Origin of the sequence: Psychrobacter proteolyticus (assembly GCF_038155145.1) — a bacterium.
GTDB classification, from domain to species: domain Bacteria; phylum Pseudomonadota; class Gammaproteobacteria; order Pseudomonadales; family Moraxellaceae; genus Psychrobacter; species Psychrobacter proteolyticus_B.
The window spans coordinates 29,180-52,942 of sequence record NZ_JBAKAY010000001.1; the positions used below are offsets into that span (position 1 = coordinate 29,180).

General features: G+C 44.2%; 17 protein-coding genes. 11 read left to right on the top strand and 6 right to left on the bottom strand.

Features of this window, described 5'->3' with window-relative positions; all coding sequences use genetic code 11:
* The 4 genes from nuoL (at window position 1) to V6252_RS00130 (ending at window position 6,008) form a co-directional block, all read left to right on the top strand.
* Complete coding sequence (nuoL, locus tag V6252_RS00115) at window positions 1-1,875, top strand: NADH-quinone oxidoreductase subunit L (RefSeq protein ID WP_341608816.1); 1,875 nt, start codon at window positions 1-3, stop codon at window positions 1,873-1,875.
* A gap of 3 nt (window positions 1,876-1,878) precedes the next feature.
* Window positions 1,879-3,504: an NADH-quinone oxidoreductase subunit M gene (gene nuoM, locus V6252_RS00120; RefSeq protein ID WP_341608817.1), complete on the top strand. Its 1,626-nt coding sequence runs from the start codon at window positions 1,879-1,881 to the stop codon at window positions 3,502-3,504.
* Window positions 3,505-3,507: 3 nt separating this feature from the next.
* The gene (locus V6252_RS00125) at window positions 3,508-4,986 is read left to right on the top strand and encodes an NADH-quinone oxidoreductase subunit N (RefSeq protein WP_057758941.1); all 1,479 of its coding nucleotides are present in this window, start codon (window positions 3,508-3,510) and stop codon (window positions 4,984-4,986) included.
* Between the two features lie 191 nt (window positions 4,987-5,177).
* Window positions 5,178-6,008, top strand: coding sequence for a ferredoxin--NADP reductase (locus V6252_RS00130; protein WP_425355837.1), 831 nt, complete (start codon window positions 5,178-5,180; stop codon window positions 6,006-6,008).
* Between the two features lie 107 nt (window positions 6,009-6,115).
* On the opposite strand, the gene V6252_RS00135 is transcribed toward V6252_RS00130, so the two are convergent.
* Window positions 6,116-6,895: a hypothetical protein gene (locus tag V6252_RS00135; RefSeq protein ID WP_341608819.1), complete on the bottom strand. Its 780-nt coding sequence runs from the start codon at window positions 6,893-6,895 to the stop codon at window positions 6,116-6,118.
* 581 nt (window positions 6,896-7,476) lie between these two features.
* On the opposite strand from V6252_RS00135, the gene V6252_RS00140 reads away from it, so the two are divergent.
* Window positions 7,477-8,364 (top strand): TonB family protein, encoded by an 888-nt coding sequence (locus V6252_RS00140; RefSeq protein WP_341608820.1) that lies wholly within the window; start codon window positions 7,477-7,479, stop codon window positions 8,362-8,364.
* A 161-nt stretch (window positions 8,365-8,525) separates the two neighbouring features.
* A complete protein-coding gene (locus V6252_RS00145) occupies window positions 8,526-9,401 on the top strand; it encodes a mechanosensitive ion channel family protein (protein WP_341608821.1) in 876 nt (291 codons plus the stop codon).
* Window positions 9,402-9,450: 49 nt separating this feature from the next.
* On the opposite strand, the gene ybeY is transcribed toward V6252_RS00145, so the two are convergent.
* Together ybeY and V6252_RS00155 are read right to left on the bottom strand one after the other, a co-directional pair.
* Window positions 9,451-10,050: an rRNA maturation RNase YbeY gene (gene ybeY, locus V6252_RS00150; RefSeq protein ID WP_201579348.1), complete on the bottom strand. Its 600-nt coding sequence runs from the start codon at window positions 10,048-10,050 to the stop codon at window positions 9,451-9,453.
* 317 nt (window positions 10,051-10,367) lie between these two features.
* Window positions 10,368-11,471 carry a PhoH family protein gene (locus tag V6252_RS00155; protein WP_341608822.1) on the bottom strand — a complete coding sequence of 368 codons (1,104 nt, stop codon included), beginning with the start codon at window positions 11,469-11,471 and terminating at the stop codon, window positions 10,368-10,370.
* Between the two features lie 598 nt (window positions 11,472-12,069).
* Between V6252_RS00155 and V6252_RS00160 the strand changes: the two genes are divergently transcribed.
* Together V6252_RS00160 and V6252_RS00165 are read left to right on the top strand one after the other, a co-directional pair.
* Window positions 12,070-13,398: a UbiH/UbiF/VisC/COQ6 family ubiquinone biosynthesis hydroxylase gene (locus V6252_RS00160; protein ID WP_341608823.1), complete on the top strand. Its 1,329-nt coding sequence runs from the start codon at window positions 12,070-12,072 to the stop codon at window positions 13,396-13,398.
* A gap of 166 nt (window positions 13,399-13,564) precedes the next feature.
* Window positions 13,565-14,848 (top strand): FAD-dependent monooxygenase, encoded by a 1,284-nt coding sequence (locus tag V6252_RS00165; protein WP_341608824.1) that lies wholly within the window; start codon window positions 13,565-13,567, stop codon window positions 14,846-14,848.
* Between the two features lie 3 nt (window positions 14,849-14,851).
* Here V6252_RS00165 and V6252_RS00170 read toward each other — a convergent pair whose 3' ends face one another.
* Complete coding sequence (locus V6252_RS00170; RefSeq protein ID WP_341608825.1) at window positions 14,852-15,763, bottom strand: lysine exporter LysO family protein; 912 nt, start codon at window positions 15,761-15,763, stop codon at window positions 14,852-14,854.
* Window positions 15,764-16,027: 264 nt separating this feature from the next.
* Between V6252_RS00170 and V6252_RS00175 the strand changes: the two genes are divergently transcribed.
* The 3 genes from V6252_RS00175 to V6252_RS00185 are packed head-to-tail and all read left to right on the top strand — an operon-like array spanning window position 16,028 to window position 20,748.
* A complete protein-coding gene (locus V6252_RS00175) occupies window positions 16,028-18,721 on the top strand; it encodes an alpha/beta fold hydrolase (protein WP_341608826.1) in 2,694 nt (897 codons plus the stop codon).
* Window positions 18,722-18,724: 3 nt separating this feature from the next.
* A complete protein-coding gene (locus V6252_RS00180) occupies window positions 18,725-19,924 on the top strand; it encodes a patatin-like phospholipase family protein (RefSeq protein WP_341608827.1) in 1,200 nt (399 codons plus the stop codon).
* Window positions 19,921-20,748 (top strand): SDR family NAD(P)-dependent oxidoreductase, encoded by an 828-nt coding sequence (locus V6252_RS00185; RefSeq protein WP_341608828.1) that lies wholly within the window; start codon window positions 19,921-19,923, stop codon window positions 20,746-20,748. The genes V6252_RS00180 and V6252_RS00185 overlap by 4 nt, the downstream gene beginning before the upstream one ends.
* Before the next feature lie 26 nt (window positions 20,749-20,774).
* On the opposite strand, the gene V6252_RS00190 is transcribed toward V6252_RS00185, so the two are convergent.
* Window positions 20,775-21,668 (bottom strand): phosphatidate cytidylyltransferase, encoded by an 894-nt coding sequence (locus V6252_RS00190; RefSeq protein ID WP_341608829.1) that lies wholly within the window; start codon window positions 21,666-21,668, stop codon window positions 20,775-20,777.
* 136 nt (window positions 21,669-21,804) lie between these two features.
* A complete protein-coding gene (nadB, locus tag V6252_RS00195; RefSeq protein ID WP_341608830.1) occupies window positions 21,805-23,712 on the bottom strand; it encodes an L-aspartate oxidase in 1,908 nt (635 codons plus the stop codon).
* Window positions 23,713-23,763 lie beyond the last annotated feature (51 nt).

The following is a 23,763-nucleotide window of genomic DNA, read 5'->3' on the forward strand; positions in this document are numbered from 1 at the left end:
ATGAGTTTATTACCATTAACCTTTATATTCCCGCTCATTGGCTTTTTGATTTTAGCCTTTATGCGCGACAAATTATCAGAGACGGTCGCAGCGATTGTTGGCGTGGGTAGCATGCTGTTATCAGCATTATGTACGCTAGTGGTTAGCTATACCTTTTTGACCACCAATCCAGCTGGAACGGTAATTGAAGTTCCGCTATGGACATGGTTCCAAGTTGGCGATTTTGCCCCACATTTCGGTTTGAGCTTTGATGGTCTTGCATTGACCATGACAGGCGTTATTACGGGTATTGGCTTTTTGATTCATCTGTTTGCCTCTTGGTATATGAAAGGCGACACTGGCTTTGCTCGTTTCTTTAGCTATATGAACTTGTTTGTGGCCAGTATGTTGTTATTGGTGCTAGCAGATGATTTGTTCTTGCTTTATCTCGGTTGGGAAGGCGTGGGTATCTGTTCGTATTTATTGATTGGTTATTATTACCACGACAGAGCCAACGGCCGTGCCGCGATGAAAGCTTTTACTGTCACGCGTGTCGGTGATGTGTTCTTAGCCTTTGGTTTGTTTTTATTGTTCCGCGAGTTCGGTACGCTTAATATTCAAGAAATTATTACGCGCGCGCCAGAAGTGTTCGATGTTAATAACCCAACGATGATGCTTACCACGATGATGTTGGTCGGTGGCGCGATGGGTAAATCAGCCCAGCTGCCACTACATACATGGCTTGCTGATGCGATGGCAGGTCCAACACCAGTATCGGCATTGATTCACGCGGCAACAATGGTTACAGCAGGTGTTTATTTAATCGCCCGTCTACATCCATTGTTTGAGCTGACCCCAGGTATCTTATTGTATTGGGTTGGCGGCGTAGGGGCATTGACGTTGGTCGTTGCTGGATTCTGTGCGCTCGCGCAAACAGACATCAAACGTATCCTTGCGTATTCGACCATGAGTCAAATTGGCTATATGTTCTTAGCACTTGGCGTGGGCGCATGGCAAGGGGCAATCTTCCATCTGATGACCCATGCTTTCTTCAAAGCATTGCTGTTCTTATCATCAGGTGCGGTCATCCTTGCGGTACATCACGAGCAAGATATCTTTAAAATGGGTGGTCTACGCAAAAAGATACCATTGGTATTTTGGTGTTATATCATCGGTGGTGGCGCACTCGCTGCCATACCTTGGGTTACCGTTGGTTTTTATTCTAAAGAAGCAATTCTTTGGGAGACTTATGCTACAGGTCACTTAGTACTATTTTATATGGGTGTATTTGGCGCATTCTTAACCGCGATTTATACATTCCGTATGATTTGGATCATCTTCTTTGGCGAAGAAAAAACCCATGCGCATAAGCTATCAGGTGTGTCGTATTGGTTGCCTTTGACCGTGTTGCTAGTGTTATCTACAGCCGTTGGTGCTTGGATTACACCGCCATTAGACGGTGTATTGCCAGAGAGCGTTGGTCATCTATTAGAAGTAGCGGGTCAAGCGCATGCTAAGCACACCGCAGAGTATATCGCGATGGGTGCCATGGCAGCAGGTTTGATATTGGCCGCACTGTTATATGTCGTCAACAAAGGCAGAATGCTCACTAGCTTTAAGCGCTCACGTATTGGTGGAGCGCTATATCACTGGTGCTACCATGGCCTAGGTTTCGACGCGCTATATGATGTAATTTTTGTAAAACCCTTTTTATTCATCGGTCGCTTACTTAAAGCCGACCCTATCGATAAAACGTGGTTACTGTTACCTAAGCTGGCCTCAGCAGGTAATAAATTATTGTCTGCGACGCAAACAGGGTCTCTTCGAGGTTATGCCACAAGCTTTGGCTTGGGTATGGCTGTATTGCTGGTGCTGGTAATGATGACGGTGGTGTAAAAGATGATTGAGTTACAACAAACGTGGATGCTACCAGCATTAATTGCAATTCCTTTTATTGCAGGATTGCTATGCTGGGTAGTAGAGCGATTTAATAAACGTCTGCCGCGCTGGATTGCCTTGATCGGTATGATGTTGACCTTTGCTTTGTCGTTGGTACTTTGGCAGCAAGGTGATTTTAGCGGTATGAGTAAGCAGGTCATTGCACCAGATGCTGCAGTGCCTTGGGTAGCAGAATTTAGTGTGCCGTGGATACCAAGTTTTGGTATTAGCTTTCACTTAGCACTAGATGGTTTGTCATTGATGATGGTAGCTCTCACAGGCTTACTTGGTGTGGCCGCTGTTGCTTGTTCGTGGAATGAGATTCAGCGCCGCGTTGGTTTCTTCCATTTGAACTTGCTATGGAGTTTGGGCGGCGTTATTGGTGTTTTCTTAGCCATTGATCTGTTCTTATTCTTCTTCTTTTGGGAGATGATGCTGGTTCCTATCTACTTCTTGATCGCGATTTGGGGTCATGACGTTGTAGGCAAAACCAAAGAATACGCGGCCACCAAGTTCTTTATCTATACCCAAGCGTCTGGGCTTATCATGCTCATCGGTATTTTGGTATTGGTCATTATCAGCTATGCCCAAAAAGGGGTAGTGAGCTTTAACTATAATGACCTGCTCGGTACGTCACTTGGCGGCTGGGAATATCCAATCATGCTGTGCTTCTTTATTGGCTTTGCGGTGAAGTTGCCAATCATCCCTTTCCACGGCTGGTTACCAGATGCGCATGCGCAGGCACCAACAGCAGGTTCGGTAGATTTGGCAGGGGTGCTCATCAAGACTGCTGCATATGGTTTGATTCGTTTTGTGTTGCCGCTATTTCCAGCAGCGTCACAAGAGTTTGCGCCGATAGCGATTACCCTAGGTACGATTGGTATCTTTTACGGTGCATGGCTAGCGTTTATGCAGACTGACATGAAGCGTTTGCTGGCGTATACCAGTATCTCGCACATGGGTTTTGTGGTACTAGCAATTTATGCTGGAACATTACTCAGCTTACAAGGTCTGATGATTCAGATGCTTGCTCATGGTTTGAGTTCAGCTGCACTATTTATCATGGCAGGACAGCTATATGAGCGTCTGCATACGCGTGATTTGACCTTGATGGGTGGTATGTGGGGACAGTTCCGCTACTACGCACCGATACTGATGTTCTTCTGTGCTGCGTTGCTTGGTATTCCAGGGACAGGTAATTTCATTGGTGAATTCATGATTTTATTTGGCTCATTTGCTCAGTATCCAGTGTTTGTAGTTTTTGCGACATTCAGTTTGGTATTAGCAGGTCTCTATTCGTTGATTTTGATTCATCGCGCACTATTTGGTGAAAACAATATCGCCGCATTGGCAGAGCGAGAGACTAAGTCACATGGCTTACCTGCACGCAAATTAAAAGATTTGGGCAAGCGCGAGCTGTCATTACTACTGATGTTAGCCGCTGGTTTGGTATGGCTCGGACTGTACCCACAGCCGTTCCTTGATACCTCAAGTCACGCAATGCAGTGGATCAATAACGCATATATATACAGTCAAGTGACACAGGTAGATGCGTCGCAGCTGCTTGATGTAATGGAGGCACGTTAAGTCATGAATGATATTACGATGAATGATTTGATAGGATTGTTGCCTTACGCGCCGATTATCGCCGTAGTGATTACGGTACTGACGGTTATGATCGCGATTACCTTTAAACGCTCGCATATGGTCACTGGTACGATTACAGTGGCAGGCTTAAACATTGGTCTATTTACCCTTATCGGGCAGATGATCGGGGTGATTGACAGCGGATCTATCGCGCCAAACGCTGAGCAGTTATTTGTTATTGATAACTTTGCTCAGTTTAATATGGTGGTGATTTTTATCTGTGCCTTGGCTTGTTGTACGCTGTCTTATGCGTATTTAGCTAACCTAAAAGACAATAAAGAAGAGCTGTACTTGCTCATGCTGCTATCGACCATTGGTGCACTGCTAATGGTAAGCGCACAGCATATGGCGTCATTCTTTATGAGCCTAGAGATGCTATCAGTACCGTTATATGGTTTGCTCGCTTATACTTATATGCGCAACCAGTCACTTGAGTCGGGATTGAAGTATTTGGTATTGTCGGCGACTGCATCAGCGACGTTGCTGATGGGTATGGCTTTTATCTATGCAGAAGTAGGCTCGCTAGCATTTAAGCCAATCAGCATGGTGCTGGGCAATATCTTTGAGTCGCCACTACTGATATTAGGCGCTGCAATGATGATGTTTGGTATCGCCTTTAAACTCTCGGCTGCTCCCTTCCATATGTGGACGCCAGATGTTTATGAAGGTGCACCAGCGCCTATTGCTACCTTTTTAGCATCAGTATCAAAAGTGGCGATGATGGCACTAGCTGTGCGTTTCTTAATCGATACTGCTTTGCTGGCATTGCCATCAGTGCAAATGCTATTGATGGTCATGGCTACTTTATCTATCTTGGTAGGTAACTTATTGGCAGTACGTCAAACTAGCCTGAAACGTCTACTCGGTTACTCATCTATTGCTCATATGGGTTATGTGATGATCGTGATTGTCAGCATTGGCTCAGCCGCAGATAGTATCTCTAGTATGTATATGGCAGTCTATGCCTTTACCTCTATCGGTGCCTTTGGCGTAGTGACGTTGATGTCGAGTCCGTATCGCTTATCTGGTGAAGCTGATGAGTTGACCCATTATCAAGGGCTATTCTGGCGCCGTCCAGTATTGACCGCTGTCATGACCATCATGATGTTGTCATTGGCTGGTATTCCGTTGACGGCAGGCTTTATCACCAAGCTATTTGCTATCTTAGCTGCGGTACAAGGCACCAACTGGTTCTTGGCTGCGATGATTATCTTGGGCAGTGCGATTGGTCTATTCTACTACTTACGCGTTTTACTCACGCTGTTCAAACGTCCTAAGCAGTTCATCGAGTTTGACGTGTCTGGGCAATGGGGTATTCGTACCGGTGGTATCATGGTCATTGCTGTGACTGCGATTATTCTATTCTTTGGTATCTTGCCAAATAGTATGATTGAGTGGGCAAGTTTGGCTCGCATTTGGTAATGTCGCTGAGTCAATACAACAGATAAGTCGCTGCGATCTATCTGTTGTTACGGTTAAAAAACCAAGATGCGCCAGCTTTATGATAAGCTTGGCGCATCTTTTTTTATGCTTATCTTTTTGGCATTTATCTTCTTTTGCCTATCAAAGATATCTTATAAAAATACAGTTTAATAAAGTATAAGTGACGAATAATTATGAGTGATAATATTCAAACAGTAACGGTGCTCAGCAAAACCACATGGACGCCAAACTTATTTAGCTTTACCGTCAGCCGTCCCGATAGTTTTAAGTTTACAGCGGGGCAGTTTGTACGTTTAGGAGTCAATCCTAGTCAATTAAAGTATTATCAACAGACTGATGCAAGTGATGAAACTGCTGATGCCGCATTGAATGAAGATGTTTTTCGCGCGTATTCGATTGTCTCTTCACCCTTTGATGAGGTGATAGAATTCTTTTCTATCGTAATTCCTGACGGTGCATTTACCTCGCAATTGCAGCACCTACAAGTGGGCGATGAGCTACTGCTTAATACCATGCCATTTGGGTTTTTGACGTTAGCACGTTACCAAAAACCATTGCCAAAAGACTTATGGCTGCTAGCAACAGGCACTGGCTTAGCACCGTTCTTATCGATGCTACAAGATTTAAAAACATGGGAAGATTACGAGCACATTGTATTGGCTTATAGCGCACGCTCGCTCGATGAACTTGCTTACGTCGAGAAAATAGAGAGTTTACAAGAAGATTTTGGCGCGCTGGTTGATAATCCAGCAAAGCTCATCTTTATCCCAATCGTCACTCGTGAGCCTGTCGAAGGCGCGTTGTCAGAGCGTCTGCCGAAGCTATTACTAGAAGGCACATTAGAGAAGCAGGCGGGTATTGCGTTGGATATCGATACTACCCATGTCATGCTATGTGGTAACCCAGATATGGTAGAAGATACCAAAGAGGCATTAAAGACATTAGGACTGGTGATGAATCGCCGCGGTGAAGGTAATATTGCCGTAGAGAACTACTGGTAGTTGACGACTTCAATAAAAAACGCTGCATCTATAAGGCCAAGAACCTCTAAGATGCAGCGTTTTTTTATGGGATAAAACATTGTCTTATGGGATGAGACATTAGCGACTTACTCTTGACTTGGCTCAGTCGCATCATCTACAGGGTTGATAGGACCTTGCATCAATTCAGGATCGTCATCATCACCGATGATATCTTCGTTACTGCTGGCCGCCAGTAAATCACGATAGTTGATTTGAGCCTTCAAGATCATTTGCTCTTCTTCTAGCTCGCCATAATTTATCTGCACCTTATGCAAAGTACTCATGATTTTTTTGTTGTTTTTTAACCAACGATGGATATCGAGATAAATCACTTCGTCTTTTGCGCGAGCAATATTGACGTAAGACAGAATAAAGCCCAAAGGGTCTTTTTTGAGGATGCTATGATAAAACCAAATCGCCAGTTTGACGCCTTGGCGTTTCACGAAAGATTCGCAGCGCAGATTTAATATATCGGTATAAGTTTGCTGACCAAATACAAAGCGTTGCACATTGCGATCGAGCTGAACGTGAACTAAGCTAAAGTTACTTGCCACCTCGGCATAGATGCCGCCTGTATTGACAGTGCAGTACAAACGAAACCAATCATCATGCATCTCGACGCGTAGCTCTAAAATGGCTTTTACATTGTCGGTGACGAATTTTTGTAATGCATCATTAACGTAAGTCTGTGCCACTGGCAATGACAACTCATCTTCGAACTTGTCCGTCGTCTTATTATAGATATCTTTAACCGATTGGGCGATACGCTCCCAACCACTGCCGAATGACTCGTCAAAACGATAGCCAATACTCTCGAAGAACTCATCAAAATTGTCTGAATTATTCACGTTATCAAAGTCACTCAAACTTATTATCCTTATAGGGCGCGTCATTCAATCGGTGACGTAAAAATGGCTAAACAAACTTTGCAGGCTATCATTAATTTAAATGAAAGCTAATCATCTATAATTTCTGAATATCTACGACCATTAGTAATTTTTATACTGATAGGTAGCAAAAGCGAAAAACTGACCTCTGATACTGGTGCACAGTAAATCTGCACTTATTGTGCTGCTTATTCATCTACTATGCCTAATTAAGACGATGCACAGTTCTAATTGTTGCAAAGTATCGTGCTACTAATGCTATTTTGCTAAAGCAGTATATAACAAATACAGTGGCTTCAAAATGAACACATGCGTTTTATAGCAATTCATTTGGTATAGACAGTGTTTCACCTGTCCCATGGATTATCAAATGCACGCATTTCAGTCAGCGGATAAGGTTACCAATACTGTATAGCAGATGTCAAAATGCCGTCTCAGTGCTTATACTGGCGACATAATTCTATGTCATGTTATGATAGCGCCAGTATAAATCATGCCTATCGTTACAACACTTGTTAAATAGTGCTTTGTACTGATGTGCTCACAAGCTGAGATTCATTGTGGCCTATATAAAAGACTCACAGAGCTATCATTTTTCCGCGCAAGCGCCCAAGCGCGATATAAGTTTGCCTGTCGCTATTATCATTGCGGTGGCTGTTCATGTGCTGATTATTTTCGGGATTAGCTTCTCTATGGGAAAAGACCCAGCTGCTATGATGCAAGATGTGGCAAAGGCGCTGACCGATAATATGCAGCCCAATGAAGATGCGCACTTTATTGCCAATGCTTCACAAGAGGGCGGCGGTACAATAGAAGAGCAGCTAAGACAAGAGAACAATCAGCTAAGTGCAATGTCTGCTGAGCAAATAAGTGAGACTCAAGACATCGTTAATTTACAGCGTAAAGTACGTCAGCAGCGCTATCAAGAAAGCTACCTACGCACGACGTTAAGTTGGCGTCAGGCTACTGTAGAGTCGGATAATGACAGCGAGCAAGCGCAAGATGATGCGATGGCGCAAGAAGAGCGGCTACGTAAGCAGATTGCAACCTTAGAAGCTCAGCTATCTCAGCGTCAGCAGGTCTACGCGACCAAATCCAAAGTCGTGACCATGGATAGTAACTCGACCACACGGGGTGCGGCAGCCGATTATATCAATACATTCCGTGAGCATGTCGAGCGAGTGGGCAACTTGCATTATCCTGTACAAGCGCGTGCCCAAGGTATTACGGGTGAAGTACGCCTTATGGTTATCATCAGTAACGACGGCAATATCAAAGCCATTCGTTTGCTTGAAAGCTCAAACTCTACGATATTGGATGAAGCGGCCAAGCAGTCGGTACGACAAGCTGCACCTTTTGGTAAATTCACCGAAGACATGAGCGATATCGTCGAGCTGCGCTTGATACGTACTTACCGCTATAGTGATACAGTCGAAGTAACGTATTAAGGTTAACGTATTCATGCCCTAAGAAGACAGGTGCTAAGAAAAAAGCTACTGAAATTAAAGTTACTGAAAACATAGCTGCTAAGAATAACGTTCAACGCACTATTTTTTATAATCACAGATACTCAAGTTCATAACACACAGCTATAAAATAAAGAGTCAGTATGGAATTTTTAGGTTTTACCGTCGATGTCGCTACATTAACGAGCAACGCCCTAGAGCTGGTCATTAAAGTCGCTTTAGCAATACTTATATTTATCGTGGGACGTTGGCTTGCCAAAAAGGCAGTCGCTTTTTCCGATCGCCTGATGACGCGTAGCCATCTGGATGAGACAGTTGCTAGTTTTTTAAGTCGTCTATTGTATGGCGTACTACTGGTCGTGGTGATTTTAGCTGCACTTAGCAAAGTCGGTGTACAGACTACTTCGGTCGTTGCGATCTTAGGTGGTGCCGCTGTTGCCGTTGGTTTGTCACTAAAAGACCAGCTATCAAATTTTGCCGCTGGTATTATGATTGTGACATTTCGTCCGTTTGTGCGCGGTGATTATGTACAGATTAGTAGCTACACAGGTACAGTGACAGAGATTACCTTGGTTAATACCCATCTGACGACCATTAACAATCACGATATCATCATTCCTAATAGCGATATCACGACTTCACCTGTGGTCAATTATACAGCGCTACCCAATCGCCGCGTCGATATCACAGTCGGTATTGGTTACGATGCTGATATCAAAACGGCTAAAGACGTGATGTTAAGTCTGGCAAAAAACAACCCATTGGCTTTCACTGATCCTGAGCCTATCGTGCGAGTGACCAATCTAGGCGACAACTCAGTAGATCTTACCCTAAACGTTTGGACAACCAATGCCGACTGGTGGTCGATGCAATGCGAGTTACTAGAGCAATTCAAGCAAGCTCTAGATGATGAGAAGATTGAGATTCCATTCCCGCAGCGCAGTGTCCATGTTAAAGGCTTAGATCATATGATCAACCAAATGGGTCAAGCGCAAAAGTTACCACTATCTAAAGATTGATTGATAGCTGCTTAATAGTTAGAAGACTGTTTAATAAAGCAGTGCTAGTTTAGACATAAGGATTTGGTAGGTTTAGACCTGCCAAAATCTCAATTTCAAAGTACTCCATCTCATCTTGTTCAGCTTGTCCGAGCTCATGATCAAAACCTAGTAGGTGTAGCACGCCATGCACTAGCAAATGGCTGATGTGCTGCGCCACGGTTTTGTCCTGTTCAGCCGCTTCACGTACCATCACTTCATGACAGATAATCAGCTCTCCAAGAGGCAATGTTGGCATCAGCTCAATGACGGCCGCAGGTAATTCGCTTGGATAAGACAAAATATTGGTCGCATAGTCCTTGCCGCGTGCTTCTAGATTTAAAGCACGGCCTTCAACGTCATCAGTGATATATATATCCAAGGTTTTAGACTTTTCCTGCCAAAGCTCAGGATCAATATCTGCAAAATAGGGTAGGGTCAGACCATTATTAATACGACCGTCTATATAATCTAAAGTCGCCATCATGACTGACAGTAAATGCTCGCGATTATAAAAAGTATCTAATATTTCATCATCAATACTGTCGGTCGCACTGATATCAAGTGCTGCTAAGCTGGCATGGTTGCTAGCGATCTTGTCGTCAAAATTAGTATTGTCAGGTTGGCTCATATTGTTGTCCTTTTTATTATAAATAAATGCGTTTTTAAGGCTGCATCGTTTACGTTATTTACTTAGCGGTTTTTTTATCATAAAAGTAGCTTAATTATTATCTCTCATTGCTAAGTTTTTGACTCATAAATAGAGGTATATGTATAGAATATATAGAGGCTACTATAGCTAAGTTGCTGGTAGGCGACTAGTAGTGAATATGCTAAATTCAATAAACTGTCGGTAAGAAAAAACCGGACTACTTTGAGTAATCCGGTTTTCTTATGCAAGATAAATGCTTATAGCAAATGATTGCAATTCAGTGATTAGCTTGATTATTACAGATTGGCTGCTGCATTAGCGACGGCTTGTCTACGCTCTTGTTCTTTAATACGTTCAAACTTACGTTTTTCTTCTAAAGCCATTTGCTCTTCATCAAATACGTCATAGGCTTCAACAATTTGTTGTACCAATTGATGTCGTACGACGTCTTTTGAATCAAACTTTGTGATATGAATCTCTTCGATATTTTTTAGAATATCCATCGCTTGTGCCAAGCCTGACTTATGACCACGTGGCAAATCCACCTGAGTAATGTCACCAGTGATGACGGCACGTGAGCCAAAGCCCAAGCGGGTCAAAAACATTTTCATCTGTTCAGGTGTGGTGTTCTGCGCTTCATCTAGAATGACAAACGAGTTATTCAAAGTACGACCACGCATGTAGGCAAGCGGCGCCACTTCGATAATCTGACGCTCAATCATTTTACCGACTTTCTCAAAGCCTATCATCTCATAGAGTGCGTCATATAGCGGGCGTAAGTACGGATCGATTTTTTGGGTCAAATCACCTGGCAAGAAGCCCAGTTTTTCGCCAGCCTCTACCGCCGGACGCACTAGCAAAATACGCTCAATCTCATTACGCTCAAGCATATCGACGGCACACGCCACCGCTAGATACGTTTTACCTGTACCAGCTGGCCCAATACCAAACGATACATCAGAGCTCAGAACGTTTTTTACGTAACGCTGTTGGTTGCCGCCACGCGGAACGATGCGGCCTTTACGTGTACGTAAACTGATGGGCGTAAATTCGCTAGCCTCATCCAAGTCTTCATCATATTCCATGTCATCGTGGTCTTGCTCGTCTTCTTCGATGTCTTCATCACGAGAGAGACTAGATTGGATGATAAGGTGCAGCTCTTCTGCACTGATGTCTTTGGTGTTCTGTGCTTCATCTACCATTTTGTAGATAATACGTTCACCGCGTTCGACATTGGTCACATCGCCACTCAGGCAAAAATCGCCTTGACGCTGCATGATTTTAATATCGAGGCGTTCTTGGATATATTTCATGTGATTATTGTATTCACCAAGCACGGTTTTTAGCTGTGCTGGGGTCAATGATTCAAACTTTATACGGCGGCTCATGGAATCAGTCAAGCGATTATCCTTTTATTGTGTACCCGAAGCTATGATTTGGTTTTAATTGCGTAGCGGGTTGCAGAGATAAAATAGTTAGTGGCGTTACAGTGTTTAGGTGATACAAAGATTGTAGATGATAAAAATGACGGCGTTATTATTGTTGTTTTTGTGGAAGGTGGTAAATGAAAGTAATGAAAGTCTTGCCTTCATTATGGTAGAGAATTTTTAAATTTCAAGCCATACATCAGATAGATAACGCTGTTTTTGTATGCGGATTGCAACTGCTACAGCGATTTTCTATAGATCGATTTGATGTTGCTATCAGTTCTATATAATTCATCGCTACCCACCATATGATAGTGCTTTAATAAGATTAAGATTTTCGAGTTTTATAAATATAAACCTCGTTTATGATGAGAGTGAAGAAACGATTTGTCTACGGTTAAGACCACGGCATAATAGACAATTTGTGGTAATCTATGGGCGATACCATAGGTTGCTGCAACTCATCTAACAACAGTAGCGACATGATAAAAATTATAAAATAACGTAAGTGACGAGCGGCTATCTATCATAAATAAACTGTTTGTCCAAAAATTATACTAGGAAAATAACGATGCAAGATACTGATTCACATTTATCCAATTCTGACAGCATACCTAAAAAGTTTGACAGCATCTCTAAAAATAAAGAAGCGATAACCGACCAGCAAGTGCTTATCGCAGGTGGTGGTCATGTTGGTTTGTCTTTTGCATTGCTATTGGCCCATCACGGTATTGCGAGCACCTTATTAGAAAAAAACAGCTATCCAACCATCAGTCCAACGGATGATAGTGCTCGCAGCCATTATTTAGACAGTCGCAATACGGCGTTATCACGGCGCACGGTACAAATATATCAAGAGATTGGCCTGTGGGATGAATTGCAAAGCCATGCCTGCCGTATCGATACCGTACAGATTAGTGAGCAAGGCAGTTTTGGGCGTGCGCAGCTGAATAAAGCAGAGGAAAAGGTCGAGTCATTTGGACAAGTCATCGAAAACGCTTGGCTGGGTCGTAAGCTTTTATTAGCCGCACAGCAAGAGCCACTAATTACCTTGATAGATAATGCCAATGTGACGACTGTCCAGCAGCAGGCCGATAGTGTGACACTTAGCTTTAATTATAACGATGAAGCCGAAAACGAGCAGCAGCTGCAAGCTAGCGTATTAGTCGCTTGTGATGGGCGCGATTCTACAGTACGCCAATTGCTAGATATAGGTACAACTACGTATGACTATCAGCAAACGGCCATCGTCGGGGTAGTAGAGACAGATACGCCACACGAGCATGCAGCGATTGAGCGTTTCAGTCCAGCTGGACCGCTTGCTGTGCTCCCACTGACTGATCCAGAAGGCGATGGCAACGATGAGTATCAACAAGGTTACAGGCGCTCTGTGGTGTGGGTATGCCCAACGGGTGAAGAAACCAGGTATTTGGAAGACGACGTCCATTTCTTGCAGACGTTACAACAAGCTTTCGGTCAACGCGCTGGCAAGTTTACCGCTGCTGGTCGCCGCGGCGCCTATCCATTGACCCGCGTACTAGCGGATAAGCAGGTAGAAGGGCGCTGCGTCATTATGGGCAATGCCGCTCATACTCTGCATCCTGTCGCTGGTCAAGGGTTTAATCTCTGTATGCGAGATGCTCATGTATTAGCACAAATGCTAAATGCACAAGGGCTCAAAGGCGCAGATATTGGTGATGCACAGTTATTGAAGCGTTATGAAAAAGCACGTCAAACCGACCAGAAGCGAGTTATTCGTTTTTGTGATGCGGTAGTACACGGCTTCACGCATCCTAACCCAGCGATTAAACTGGCAAGAAATATGGCGCTATTGGCCTTTGATAAATTGCCAAATATTAAGCCATTAGTTGCTACTTATGCGATGGGTTTAAAATCATAGCGCTATAGTTAATCCTGTTTAAAAGAGTAACAGCGTTAACCTCGCTTGAAGTATTGCCTATACATCTGCACTCGGTTGCCTAGTCTCTCTTTTAAACTGAATCAACTAACTGTAATTAAGATTGATAATAAGCATTCTAATATTGAGCAATATTGAGAGACACCTTATGAAAAACAACCATACGCTGATTATCGGTAGCGGTATCGTTGGGGCAACGCTTGCTCTAAAGTTGGCACAAGACAAAATGCCAGTGACGTTGATTGATGCCCGTCCTGAGCGTGATGAATCAGCTTGGCAACATGTACTTAGCAAACGTGATGCACGTGTCTATGCACTCAGTATGGCTAGTATTAATTTACTTGAAGACATTGGCGCTTGGCAACATATTGCCGCCTCTAAACGCAAAGCAGACTACTCGCAAATGCAGGTGTGGCAACTGAACGGCATGGGTGAGCTATTATTTGGCGAAAGTGAAGATATTGGCGCCGAGGATAGTAGTAGTAAAACTCATGAGCCTACATTATTAGGTAGTATGGTTGAGCCTGCTGTCATTGAGCACGCATTATGGCAGCGTTTGCATGAAGAGGATGTCAGCGACTATCTGACCCTTATCGCTGGTCATAAAGTTGTCAATATGGATTGGCTAGGGGCGCAGCAAGGCTACCGTGTAACTCTAGACAATGGCGAAGCGATTGATGCGCGTCTCTTAGTTGGCGCTGATGGGCGCGGTTCATTTGTCCGTCAGCAAGCAGGGATTGGCGTAGATACGCTTGATTATAATCAAACGGCGATTTGCTGTGCGATTCAGACTGAGAAACCGCATCAGGCAACTGCACGTCAAGCCATGCTACCGACGGGTACACTGGCACTATTGCCATTAGCAGATATAACCGATGTTGATAAGGCAAATCCGCAGCATTGGCAGTCGATAGTATGGACATTGCCACGCAATCAGGCATTGGCATTGATAGAGGAAGAAGATCGTTTTATTGCTGATAAGTTAGCAGCTGCCAGCAATTACGAGTTGGGTGCGATTAATCAGATTGAGTCTATCGCTAGTTTTCCATTAGCGGCTCAGCAAGCGAAAAGTTACGTCGCTGATAACTTGGTACTCATCGGTGACGCTGCTCATGGCGTACATCCGCTGGCAGGTCAAGGATTGAACCTCGGTATGCTGGACGTGCAAGTATTATGTGAGCAATTAGCGCATGACTTTACACGTAGTGGTGGTACGCTTTGGGGCAGCAATCAAACGCTACGTCATTATGAGCGTTCGCGCCGTCCGCATAACAGCCTAATGATGCACAGCTTTTCTGCGCTTAACTGGTTATTTGCAGGGTCGCTTGCCCAAATGCGTCCTGTGCAGCAAATCCGTAATGAAGGTATGTACCGAGTCAGCAAAATCAAGCCATTGATGCGTTTGTTTGCTAAGCAGGCGAGTGGGGTGTAGGAGCTACCCAAGCGCCGAAAAGAACACCATCAGCACTGGTGAGACAATATTAATCAAAAAGCCAAAGCTAATCGCTAGTGGCACGACTTTTAGACCACCTGACTGTTGAATGATAGGCAAGGTAAAGTCTAAGCTGGTCGCGCCGCCAAGCCCAACCGCGGCAGAAGGGTATTTGCGCATAAATACCGGAATAAAGATTAACGCAAAGAACTCACGTACCAAGTCATTAAACAACGCGACACTGCCCCAGACAGCACCATAAGCATCCGTCATGACAATTGCTGATAGCGAGTACCAACCAAACCCCGACGATAGTGCTAAGCCTTTCGTCCACGACACATCAGTAAATAGTAGCGCGAAAATAAGGCCACCCGCCAATACCGCTAGCGTAAAGATGACACTCATTTCTACGCCGCGTTTATTAAGTAGTACTTCTTTTAAGGTGATGCCCGAGCCTTTTAAGCCTATACCGACCAGTAAAATCAAAATCATCAGCATAACAGTCATAGAGTTTTCAGGCGGCATATAATCAGCAGGCAAGAAATAGCCAATCACCATCCCAATCACCACACAAACCACTTGCGCCAAGCTACCGCGAATGCTCACCCGATGCTCTTTAGATTTCACACTTGGTTTTTTGGCATGCCACGGACGCAGGTGATCGAACAACATCAGCCCAAATAAACCTGTGCCAATTGTCAGTATTGATAATACAGTGACATACAGCGCAATTTCCCCCAGCTGATTACCTAGACCTTCTACCTGAGACAGCTCAATACCGATCAACGCCAGGATGATAAATACCAAGTATGATAGACCTTTGTCGGCCACTTTTGTCATAGTAGGGTTAGAAGGAATGGCAAAGCCAATAAACATTGGCATTAATACCAGAACAAGGGTGACTAGGCTTTCCATGATGACGGGCTCGCAGCATTTTTAATAAGGCGTTTTTAAGAAGCTGAAGATTGTACCATATAAGGTCAGCAATACTGATATGAGCCATTGAGATTCATTGTAAATCATTGGTCGTTGTTAATTAAAATAGAAAAACTGGACGCTTATAATGATGATAATAAATATCTTTTTCAAAATGTTTGAACGTTTTTGAGCGCTTTGTAATTCTTTACCTTACAAACTTTTGTTGCTACATTAAAGTACTGAAAATATTTGGCTAGACTCATGTCGCTATATCAGCTCAAAACTCAGTTTCAAAATCAACTACGCCCGATGAGTAATGCGCTGGTTGAGCAAAATGTTACCGCTAATCAAGTGACAGTATCCGCTGTTTTATTAAGTATCGGTACTGCATATATCATTGCCAAACCAGCGGCTGAACAGCAGCGGCTGTGGCTTTTATTACCATCATCATTGTTTGTACGTATGGCACTCAATGCCATCGATGGCATGATGGCGCGTGAACATGGCCAGGTATCAAGGCTAGGAGCTGTGTTAAACGAGGTAGGTGATATGGTTGCCGATACGGCGCTATTAGCGAGCCTGACCCCTCATATTCTGACCCATTATATCAATGATAAAGAGCGGCAGACGTTAACAGCCAATTTGCCAACGAATATATCAACTTCTCAGCATCATATCACTGCTCTGATCGCCCTTAGTATTGGCACCGAGCTGTTAGGCGTTACTAGTAATACCATGTTAGGTGTTCGTGCTAATCAAGGGCCTTTGGGTAAAAGCGATCGTGCCTTCTTATTAGGTATGCTTGGTGCGTTTATGGGCATTAGAGCCAAAGCGCCAGTAAGTACTAAAACGCAGGTGGCTTTACCTGCTATCAAAATGGGTCAATTATTTATACTAACAGAGATAATGCTACTAAAGACCTGTCTCAATCGACTACGTTATATGACAGAGTTATACTTGATGCGTAACCCACCTGAGCTGCGATCCGTACTGGGTGAGTCAACAAACAACTCACTATCTCTTACTGTTGTTTTGCCAAATACTTCTACTGATAACGCTCGCCCATTGGAGTTCAAAGAAATGCCAACCACAACCGTTGATAGTCAAAAATTCGAAGAACAGGCCAGTGTTGATTTTGACTTGCCTGCATCTAAAATCATCAATGGTGAGAGCTGTTATAACGCTTACGATGGCACGGCTATTTATTATCGCTATTGGCTAACGATGCCTTTAGAAGATATTAAGCAAGCCAACCAACCGTTGCGCCAAGTTATTTTATTGCACCGAGGACATGAGCATTCGGGACGATTGGCAGAGCTAGGAGAGCAGTTTGCAACAGCTGGCTATCAAGTATTCGCTTGGGATGCGCGCGGTAATGGGCGCTCAGGGGGTATAAAAGATCATGCAGAGAGTGTCACGGAGCTTGAGCGAGATTTAGAGGGTTTTGTGCAATTGGTGATTGGACAAACAGGCATTGCTATCGAAGACACGCTGATTGTCGCCAGTAGTATCGGCGCGGTATTGGCAGCAGCATGGGTACACGATTACGCACCCAATATTCGCGGCATGATACTTGGCACTCCTGCTTTGAGTATTCGTCTGTATCTGCCCTTTGCCATACCATCGCTAAAGGTTGCACGTACGCTAGGTCTGATGTCACGTGTCAGCAGCTATGTTAAAGCACAAGTACTGACTCATGATAAGGACGCGCAGCAAGCCTACAATGCTGATCCGTTAATCTCCAACAGTATCTCGACCGACTTACTCATTGATACCCATGCAACGGGTCAGCGTCTACTCGATGATGCTGGTGCTATCACCGTACCGACGTTTGTCTTATGTGCAGGCAAGGATTATGTGGTCGATAAACAGGCTGAGCGCACATTTTATGAAGCGATTAACACACCGATCAAACGCTGGCAGTTGTATCCAGACAGCTACCATGCAATTTTTCATGAGACTAATAAAGCCGACGTCTTTGCCGACTGTATTGAGTTTGCTGAGCAAGTATTTAGCACACCAGTCCAAGCCCCTGATTTGAGTACCGCTCACTTAAACAGTGCCAGTAAAGATAAGGTGGATCGTTTGGCGATTAAACCATTCAATCCAAACTTTGCAATTACTCGTTTTGCGATGCAGAAATTTGGTCATGTCAGCGACGCGATTGCCACAGGGCTTGAACATGGATTTGATTCTGGCCATTCGCTGGATCATGTCTATTACAATAAGCCCAGCGGTCAGAATAAATTCGGACAGGCAGTCGATAAGTTTTATTTAAATAATATCGGCTGGCAAGGTATTCGTATTCGCCGTGAGCACATATTGGAATTGGCACGCTTAGCATTTACAGATATTGAAGATAAAAACCGAAGTAGTAATAAACCATACCAACCAAAACTGTTAGATATTGCTAGTGGACATGGTTTTTATGCATTTGATCTACTGACAGAGTTTACAGATTTGCAGGCTGAGTTGCGTGATTATGAAATGCATAATATTCAAGCATTGCACGCAAAGGCGAAACGTTTGGCCATGAGTAGTCGAGTCGTGACCAGTCAAAAGGACGCCTTTGATCCTACTAGTTATATTGATGTACATACGAATGACACTAGCACCGATACTAAAAAATCAGATCTTGCTATTGCCTCTGGGTTATTTGAACTGTTCTCTGATAATACGCTACCAGCGACGGCTTTGGCAGGTATCTATGACAGTTTAAAATCGGGCGGTTATCTGATTTATACCAACCAACCGTGGCACCCTGAGCAAGAGTTTATCAGTAAGACGTTGAACAATCACCGTGGTAGCAGTTGGGTGATGCGTTGTCGCTCGCAAGCCGAGATGGATCAATTGGTTGAGCGTGCTGGCTTTAAGAAAGTCGCCATGCGTATCGACCGTTTTGGTATCTTTACCGTGTCATTAGCGATCAAAACGACACCAATCGATGATAAGTAATAAATGAATAATAACCGCGTTAAGCCTTACGAACGTGTTCAGATTTTTTCAGGGGGAGGCTCACGTTTTGGCTATTACTTAGGCAGCTATGCCGCCCTAGTGGCGCATGGTTTGACGCCAGATATTATTGTCGGTACTTGCGGTGGGAGCTTATCCGCTTACCTGGTGCAACTTGCGCCTGACCCTAAAGATTTGCAAGCGTTGATGTGCAGCCGTGAGTTGTATCGCGTTATCACTGCCATCAGACATGTCGCGCCAGATGAAGCCAATAAACGTCTAAAGCTGCGCTATATGACCCATGCACTCAAACGTTGGCGGTTATCAAAGCAAAGGGATAATGGACAAAGACAACGTCAAGCAGACAGCTACGAGCGACTGTTAAATGAGTTACAGCAGTTGGCGATGTTTCGTATCGATAACGATCAGTACTGGCTAGATGAGCTGTCGCAGTTTGCTACTAGTAATAATGATATTAGCAATACTGATAAAGCAACACCAGAGATAGCTATCATTGCCAGTCGATTGTATCAATTACCTACTGATGGTTTGTATAGTGAAAAACTCGCACTGCAAGAGTTGTTATTTGCGCCGCCGCGCTTAGCAAATTTGCCAAATTTTGTATCAGGTCTGGCCGACGGGCAAATGACATCGCCTGCGCACACATTTGCAAACGGGCGCATACACCCTTCTGTAAAGGTTCAAACACAATGGGATTTTGCCCCAGTGATCCGCGCTTCTATGGCTGACATGTACTATCTGCCGCCCACACATATCACAGAGCTTGGCTGGTGTTTAGGAGGTGTGATTAATCTGACACCAATTGAGCTAGCCTGTCAGTTGGGTAACAGCGTATTTGCAGAGACTAAGGCAGGTTATGACCCATGGCTGGCTGCTCCCGCGATTCAGCGTGTTTTTGGTTTTGATCCTAATAGGCGATTGGCAGCAGTACACGGTTATCAACCGATGGAGGTATCGTCGCACATTAATACGGCGGCTAGCAACAACCGTCAGCTACATTGGTTACCATTTGCAGATAACGAGCAGCAACTGAGAGGGCAAAATGTGCAAAAGCGTTTTAACCTAAAGCAAATGACCGTTGAGCTAATACACAGTGATTACGATGGCTTTGTGCAGCAAATGCAGGCGCAATGGCAATATGGCTATCAGCGTACGGTCGACTATATACAGCAGCATAAATTATGAAAAACCTCGCAAAAGATATCACTAAAAACCATGCGCCGCATATTATTATCGTTGGTGGTACGAGTGGCCTTGGCTTGGCATTAGCGCTGAATCATCAGACGCTTGGCTGGCAGGTGAGCGTTGTTGGTAGTAGCGCAGCAAAGATAACCGATATCAACAGCCAGCATCCTGCTACTGTGACTTATGTATGCGATTTAACTGACCCAAGTCAAACGCGAACGTTATTAGACAGTTTGTCAGGTATTAGTTTTCAAAGACTGATCTATAGTGCTGGTAGCTATACCAATGAGCGTATCCATCACTTAAATAAAGCCGATAGCGACCAAATGCTAGCGATCAATTTACAGGCGTTTGAGCAAGTTTTTAGATGGGCAAGCAGTCAGTTGAAGCAGCAGTTAAAACAACCGCGTCAGGCGTTGGATTTGACTAAGGGTGGCAGACCTAGCCTCATTTGTATTGCCTCTATCGCAGGTACGATAGATTATCCTTATGCCAGCCTTTATGCAAAAAGCAAGCGTGCAATGATTGCTACGGCTAGCGCTTATCGGGCAGCACTTGCACCTTATGATATACAAGTAAACTGTATTGCTTCAGGCTATATTGATACTCAAGCATTACGCGATTTAAACAATGGCGATGCTAGTCATAAGCCATTTATTATGAGCACGCAAGCGGCGGTTAATCATATTATGCAAGCGATTGAAGATGACGTAGAACTGGCGATATTCCCACGCTCGATGCGCTATATCACGAGTGCCTTAAATCATTTACCTAAGCCTGTGCTCAATTGGATATTGCGCAGTAAACTGGATAAAGCCAGATAGCATGTCTATCAATGTTTTGACTAGATCTAACCAAATAACCAGTAGAGTAGGGTAAATACTGGCACTCCAATCAGCAAACTGTCTATCCGATCTAATACCCCACCATGACCAGCGAGCATCGTTCCGGTGTCTTTCACCCCGTGCTGGCGCTTAAAGGCTGATTCTAATAGATCGCCAAAAATACCACTTACCGCCAAGCCATAGGCAGCTAATAGACAGATCCACCAAGTAAAGGGGGTAAGCCAAAGACCTAATACTGCTGCCAAGATTGCCGCAATTAAACTGCCAAAGATAGCACCTTCAATGCTTTTATTCGGGCTAATAGTCGGCGCTAGACCTCGTTTAAACAGCTTACGTCCAAGCAGTCGCCCACATAGATATTGGGCAATATCATTAAACTGACTGGCAAATAATACGAAGAGTAAAACGCCATGCTGTTCGCGTTGCCAGGTCAATCGCTGCAAGACAATAAGGCTAATGATGAGTGAGATGAATGCAACACTCAGTAGCAGATCTAAGGAGTTGAGCCGCGTATAGTGTTGAGTCAGATTGAGATAGGTCTTCGGTAGTAGGAGCGTACTTGGCTGTAAACCTTGCGCTTGGAGTTTATGAATGAGTACGGCTTTACTGCGTAAACACCATAGGCGTTTAATCTCGTAGCTGCCGCGTAGACCAATTAATATAAAAAATAAAATGAGCAGCCATTGATAGGGATATGCTTGCAAATGAGAACCTTGCGTATCGTTCGTTATTTTTGCAATCACATAGCAAGTGCAGAGCGCGGCGAGCATCAACCACCACGAGCGTGCTATCAAATAGATTTTTGGCAAGCGTTTGCGCAGACGAGGTACGGCAAGTACACTCCAAGCCAAACTGACGATTATCATCAGAGCAATCACAAACACAATATCAGAAGCCATACCATGGACACTCAAAGAAGAGGTAATATTTTAAGCCTATCCATAATGATAGCTTAAATGCTTCTTTAACTATAGTACTAGAAACTATAGTGTTAGATATCGCTCTTGATGGGTTTGGCTATTATCTGTCGTACGCTTAAATATGGTCAGCGACAGGTATCGGATAACGCTCGTCTTCTATAACGTGCGAAAAGGAGTTAAGCGTAGCGTTTCTTGATGGCAAAATGATACTGGTTAAAGGCGTTTCAGCTAAGTTAGGATAATCCTCACGATAATGCCCACCGCGACTCTCAAAACGCTGATAAGCCGATTGGACAATCATCGTTGCTAACGCTAATTGCCTCACCAATTGAAAAATGGCAAGCTCACTGTTAGTAGTAGGAGTTCCACTGCTCGTATCAGATAACATGATCTCAGTATGTTCGATTGACTCTTGCCACTGCTCAATTTGTCGCAATGCTTGCTCTAATTGTTTGGCACTACGTGTAATGCCCATATTGGCTGTCAAAAGAGCTTTCAACGCTATAGTTATCTCTGCAATAGCTACGTCAGAATGAAACGCCTTATCGACATAAGTTGGATACGATGACTGCTTGGAAGATGGCAAAATAAAAAATTGCGTGTTTTCTAATGTCGGAGATTGCCAAATATCGGCAGCTAACTGATGCAGTTCATAATAGGCAGTCGTGTGTGGCTGCGCCATTTTTTCTAAAGCTTCAGCCGTTTTCTCTAAAGCTTCTAAGTTCTTTAAGCGTTCCAATTTTGTCAAATAATGAGGTAAGTTGGCGGCAATGTTGCGACCAACTACCACACACTCCAACAATGAATTACTTGCTAAACGGTTGGCCCCATGTAGCCCTGTATAAGCAACTTCACCTGCTGCATACAGCCCTGCAATATCGGTCAATCCATTGGCATCAGTCACCACGCCGCCACAACTATAATGGGCAGTCGGAGCGACCGGAATAGGGTCTGTCGTCATATCGATACCGAGTGCTAGCAGCGTCTGATAAATCTGCGGGAAATGCGCTTGTATAAATGCAGCTGGCAAGTGACTGACATCAAGGTGCACGTAGCCAAGTCCGTTACTACTAATCTGATTGGCTATTGCTCGAGCGACGATATCGCGTGGCGCCAATTCAGCGCGCTCATCAACGTCTAACATAAAGCGCGTACCAGTCTTTGGGCAATAGAGTCGTCCACCTTCACCGCGTAACGCTTCAGATATCAAAAAACTGCTGTCATCTAATGCTAGACCCGTCGGGTGAAATTGAATAAATTCTAAATTTGCCAAACGACAGCCTGCCTGCCATGCCATCATGACGCCATCACCAACACAGACGTTAGGCGCGCTGGCACGCTTAAATAACTGACCTAAGCCACCACTAGCCAGTACAACAGCCGCACTATGAATGGTGAGTTGGCGCTCATTGACATGATCAAAGACCAGCGCCCCTCGGCAATGTCTAATCTCGCTAGCGTCCATGCTAAAAGAAGATCGGCTAATCATAGGTGAAGTTAGTAATTCCAATGCTTCATGATAAGGCAAGATAGTGATATTGATTGCAGTCTGTGCTTTGATGGTTAATGCGTCCATCACGTGTCGACCCGTTGCATCATCCGCATGAGCCACGCGTCTACAGCCATGACCACCTTCTTTGGTCAAGTGTAAGTCACTGGTTTTTAAGACTGCAAAATCAGGTGTATTATCATTTTCTTTAGTTAAAGTAGATTGAGTAAATGGCACACCTTGCTCGCATAGCCACTGCACCGCTTGCTGTCCTGCACCCAAGATACGGGCAGTATTGTCCGTCGCACACAATCCTGCGCCAGCGATTAAGGTATCAGCGACATGATCAGTCACAGAGTCTGCTTTGTCTAAGCTAGCTGCGATACCACCTTGAGCGTAGTGACTTGAGCAAACCTCAAGTGCCGCTTTGCTTAAAACAGTGATATTCAGCGATTTCGGCAGAGATAGTGCGGTGCTCAAACCTGCCAGACCAGCCCCAATAATAAGAACATCAGTTTTTATAATATTACTCATATCACTGCTGCTCCTATTATTTGTATAATTAGTGGTGTTGGAACAATCAAC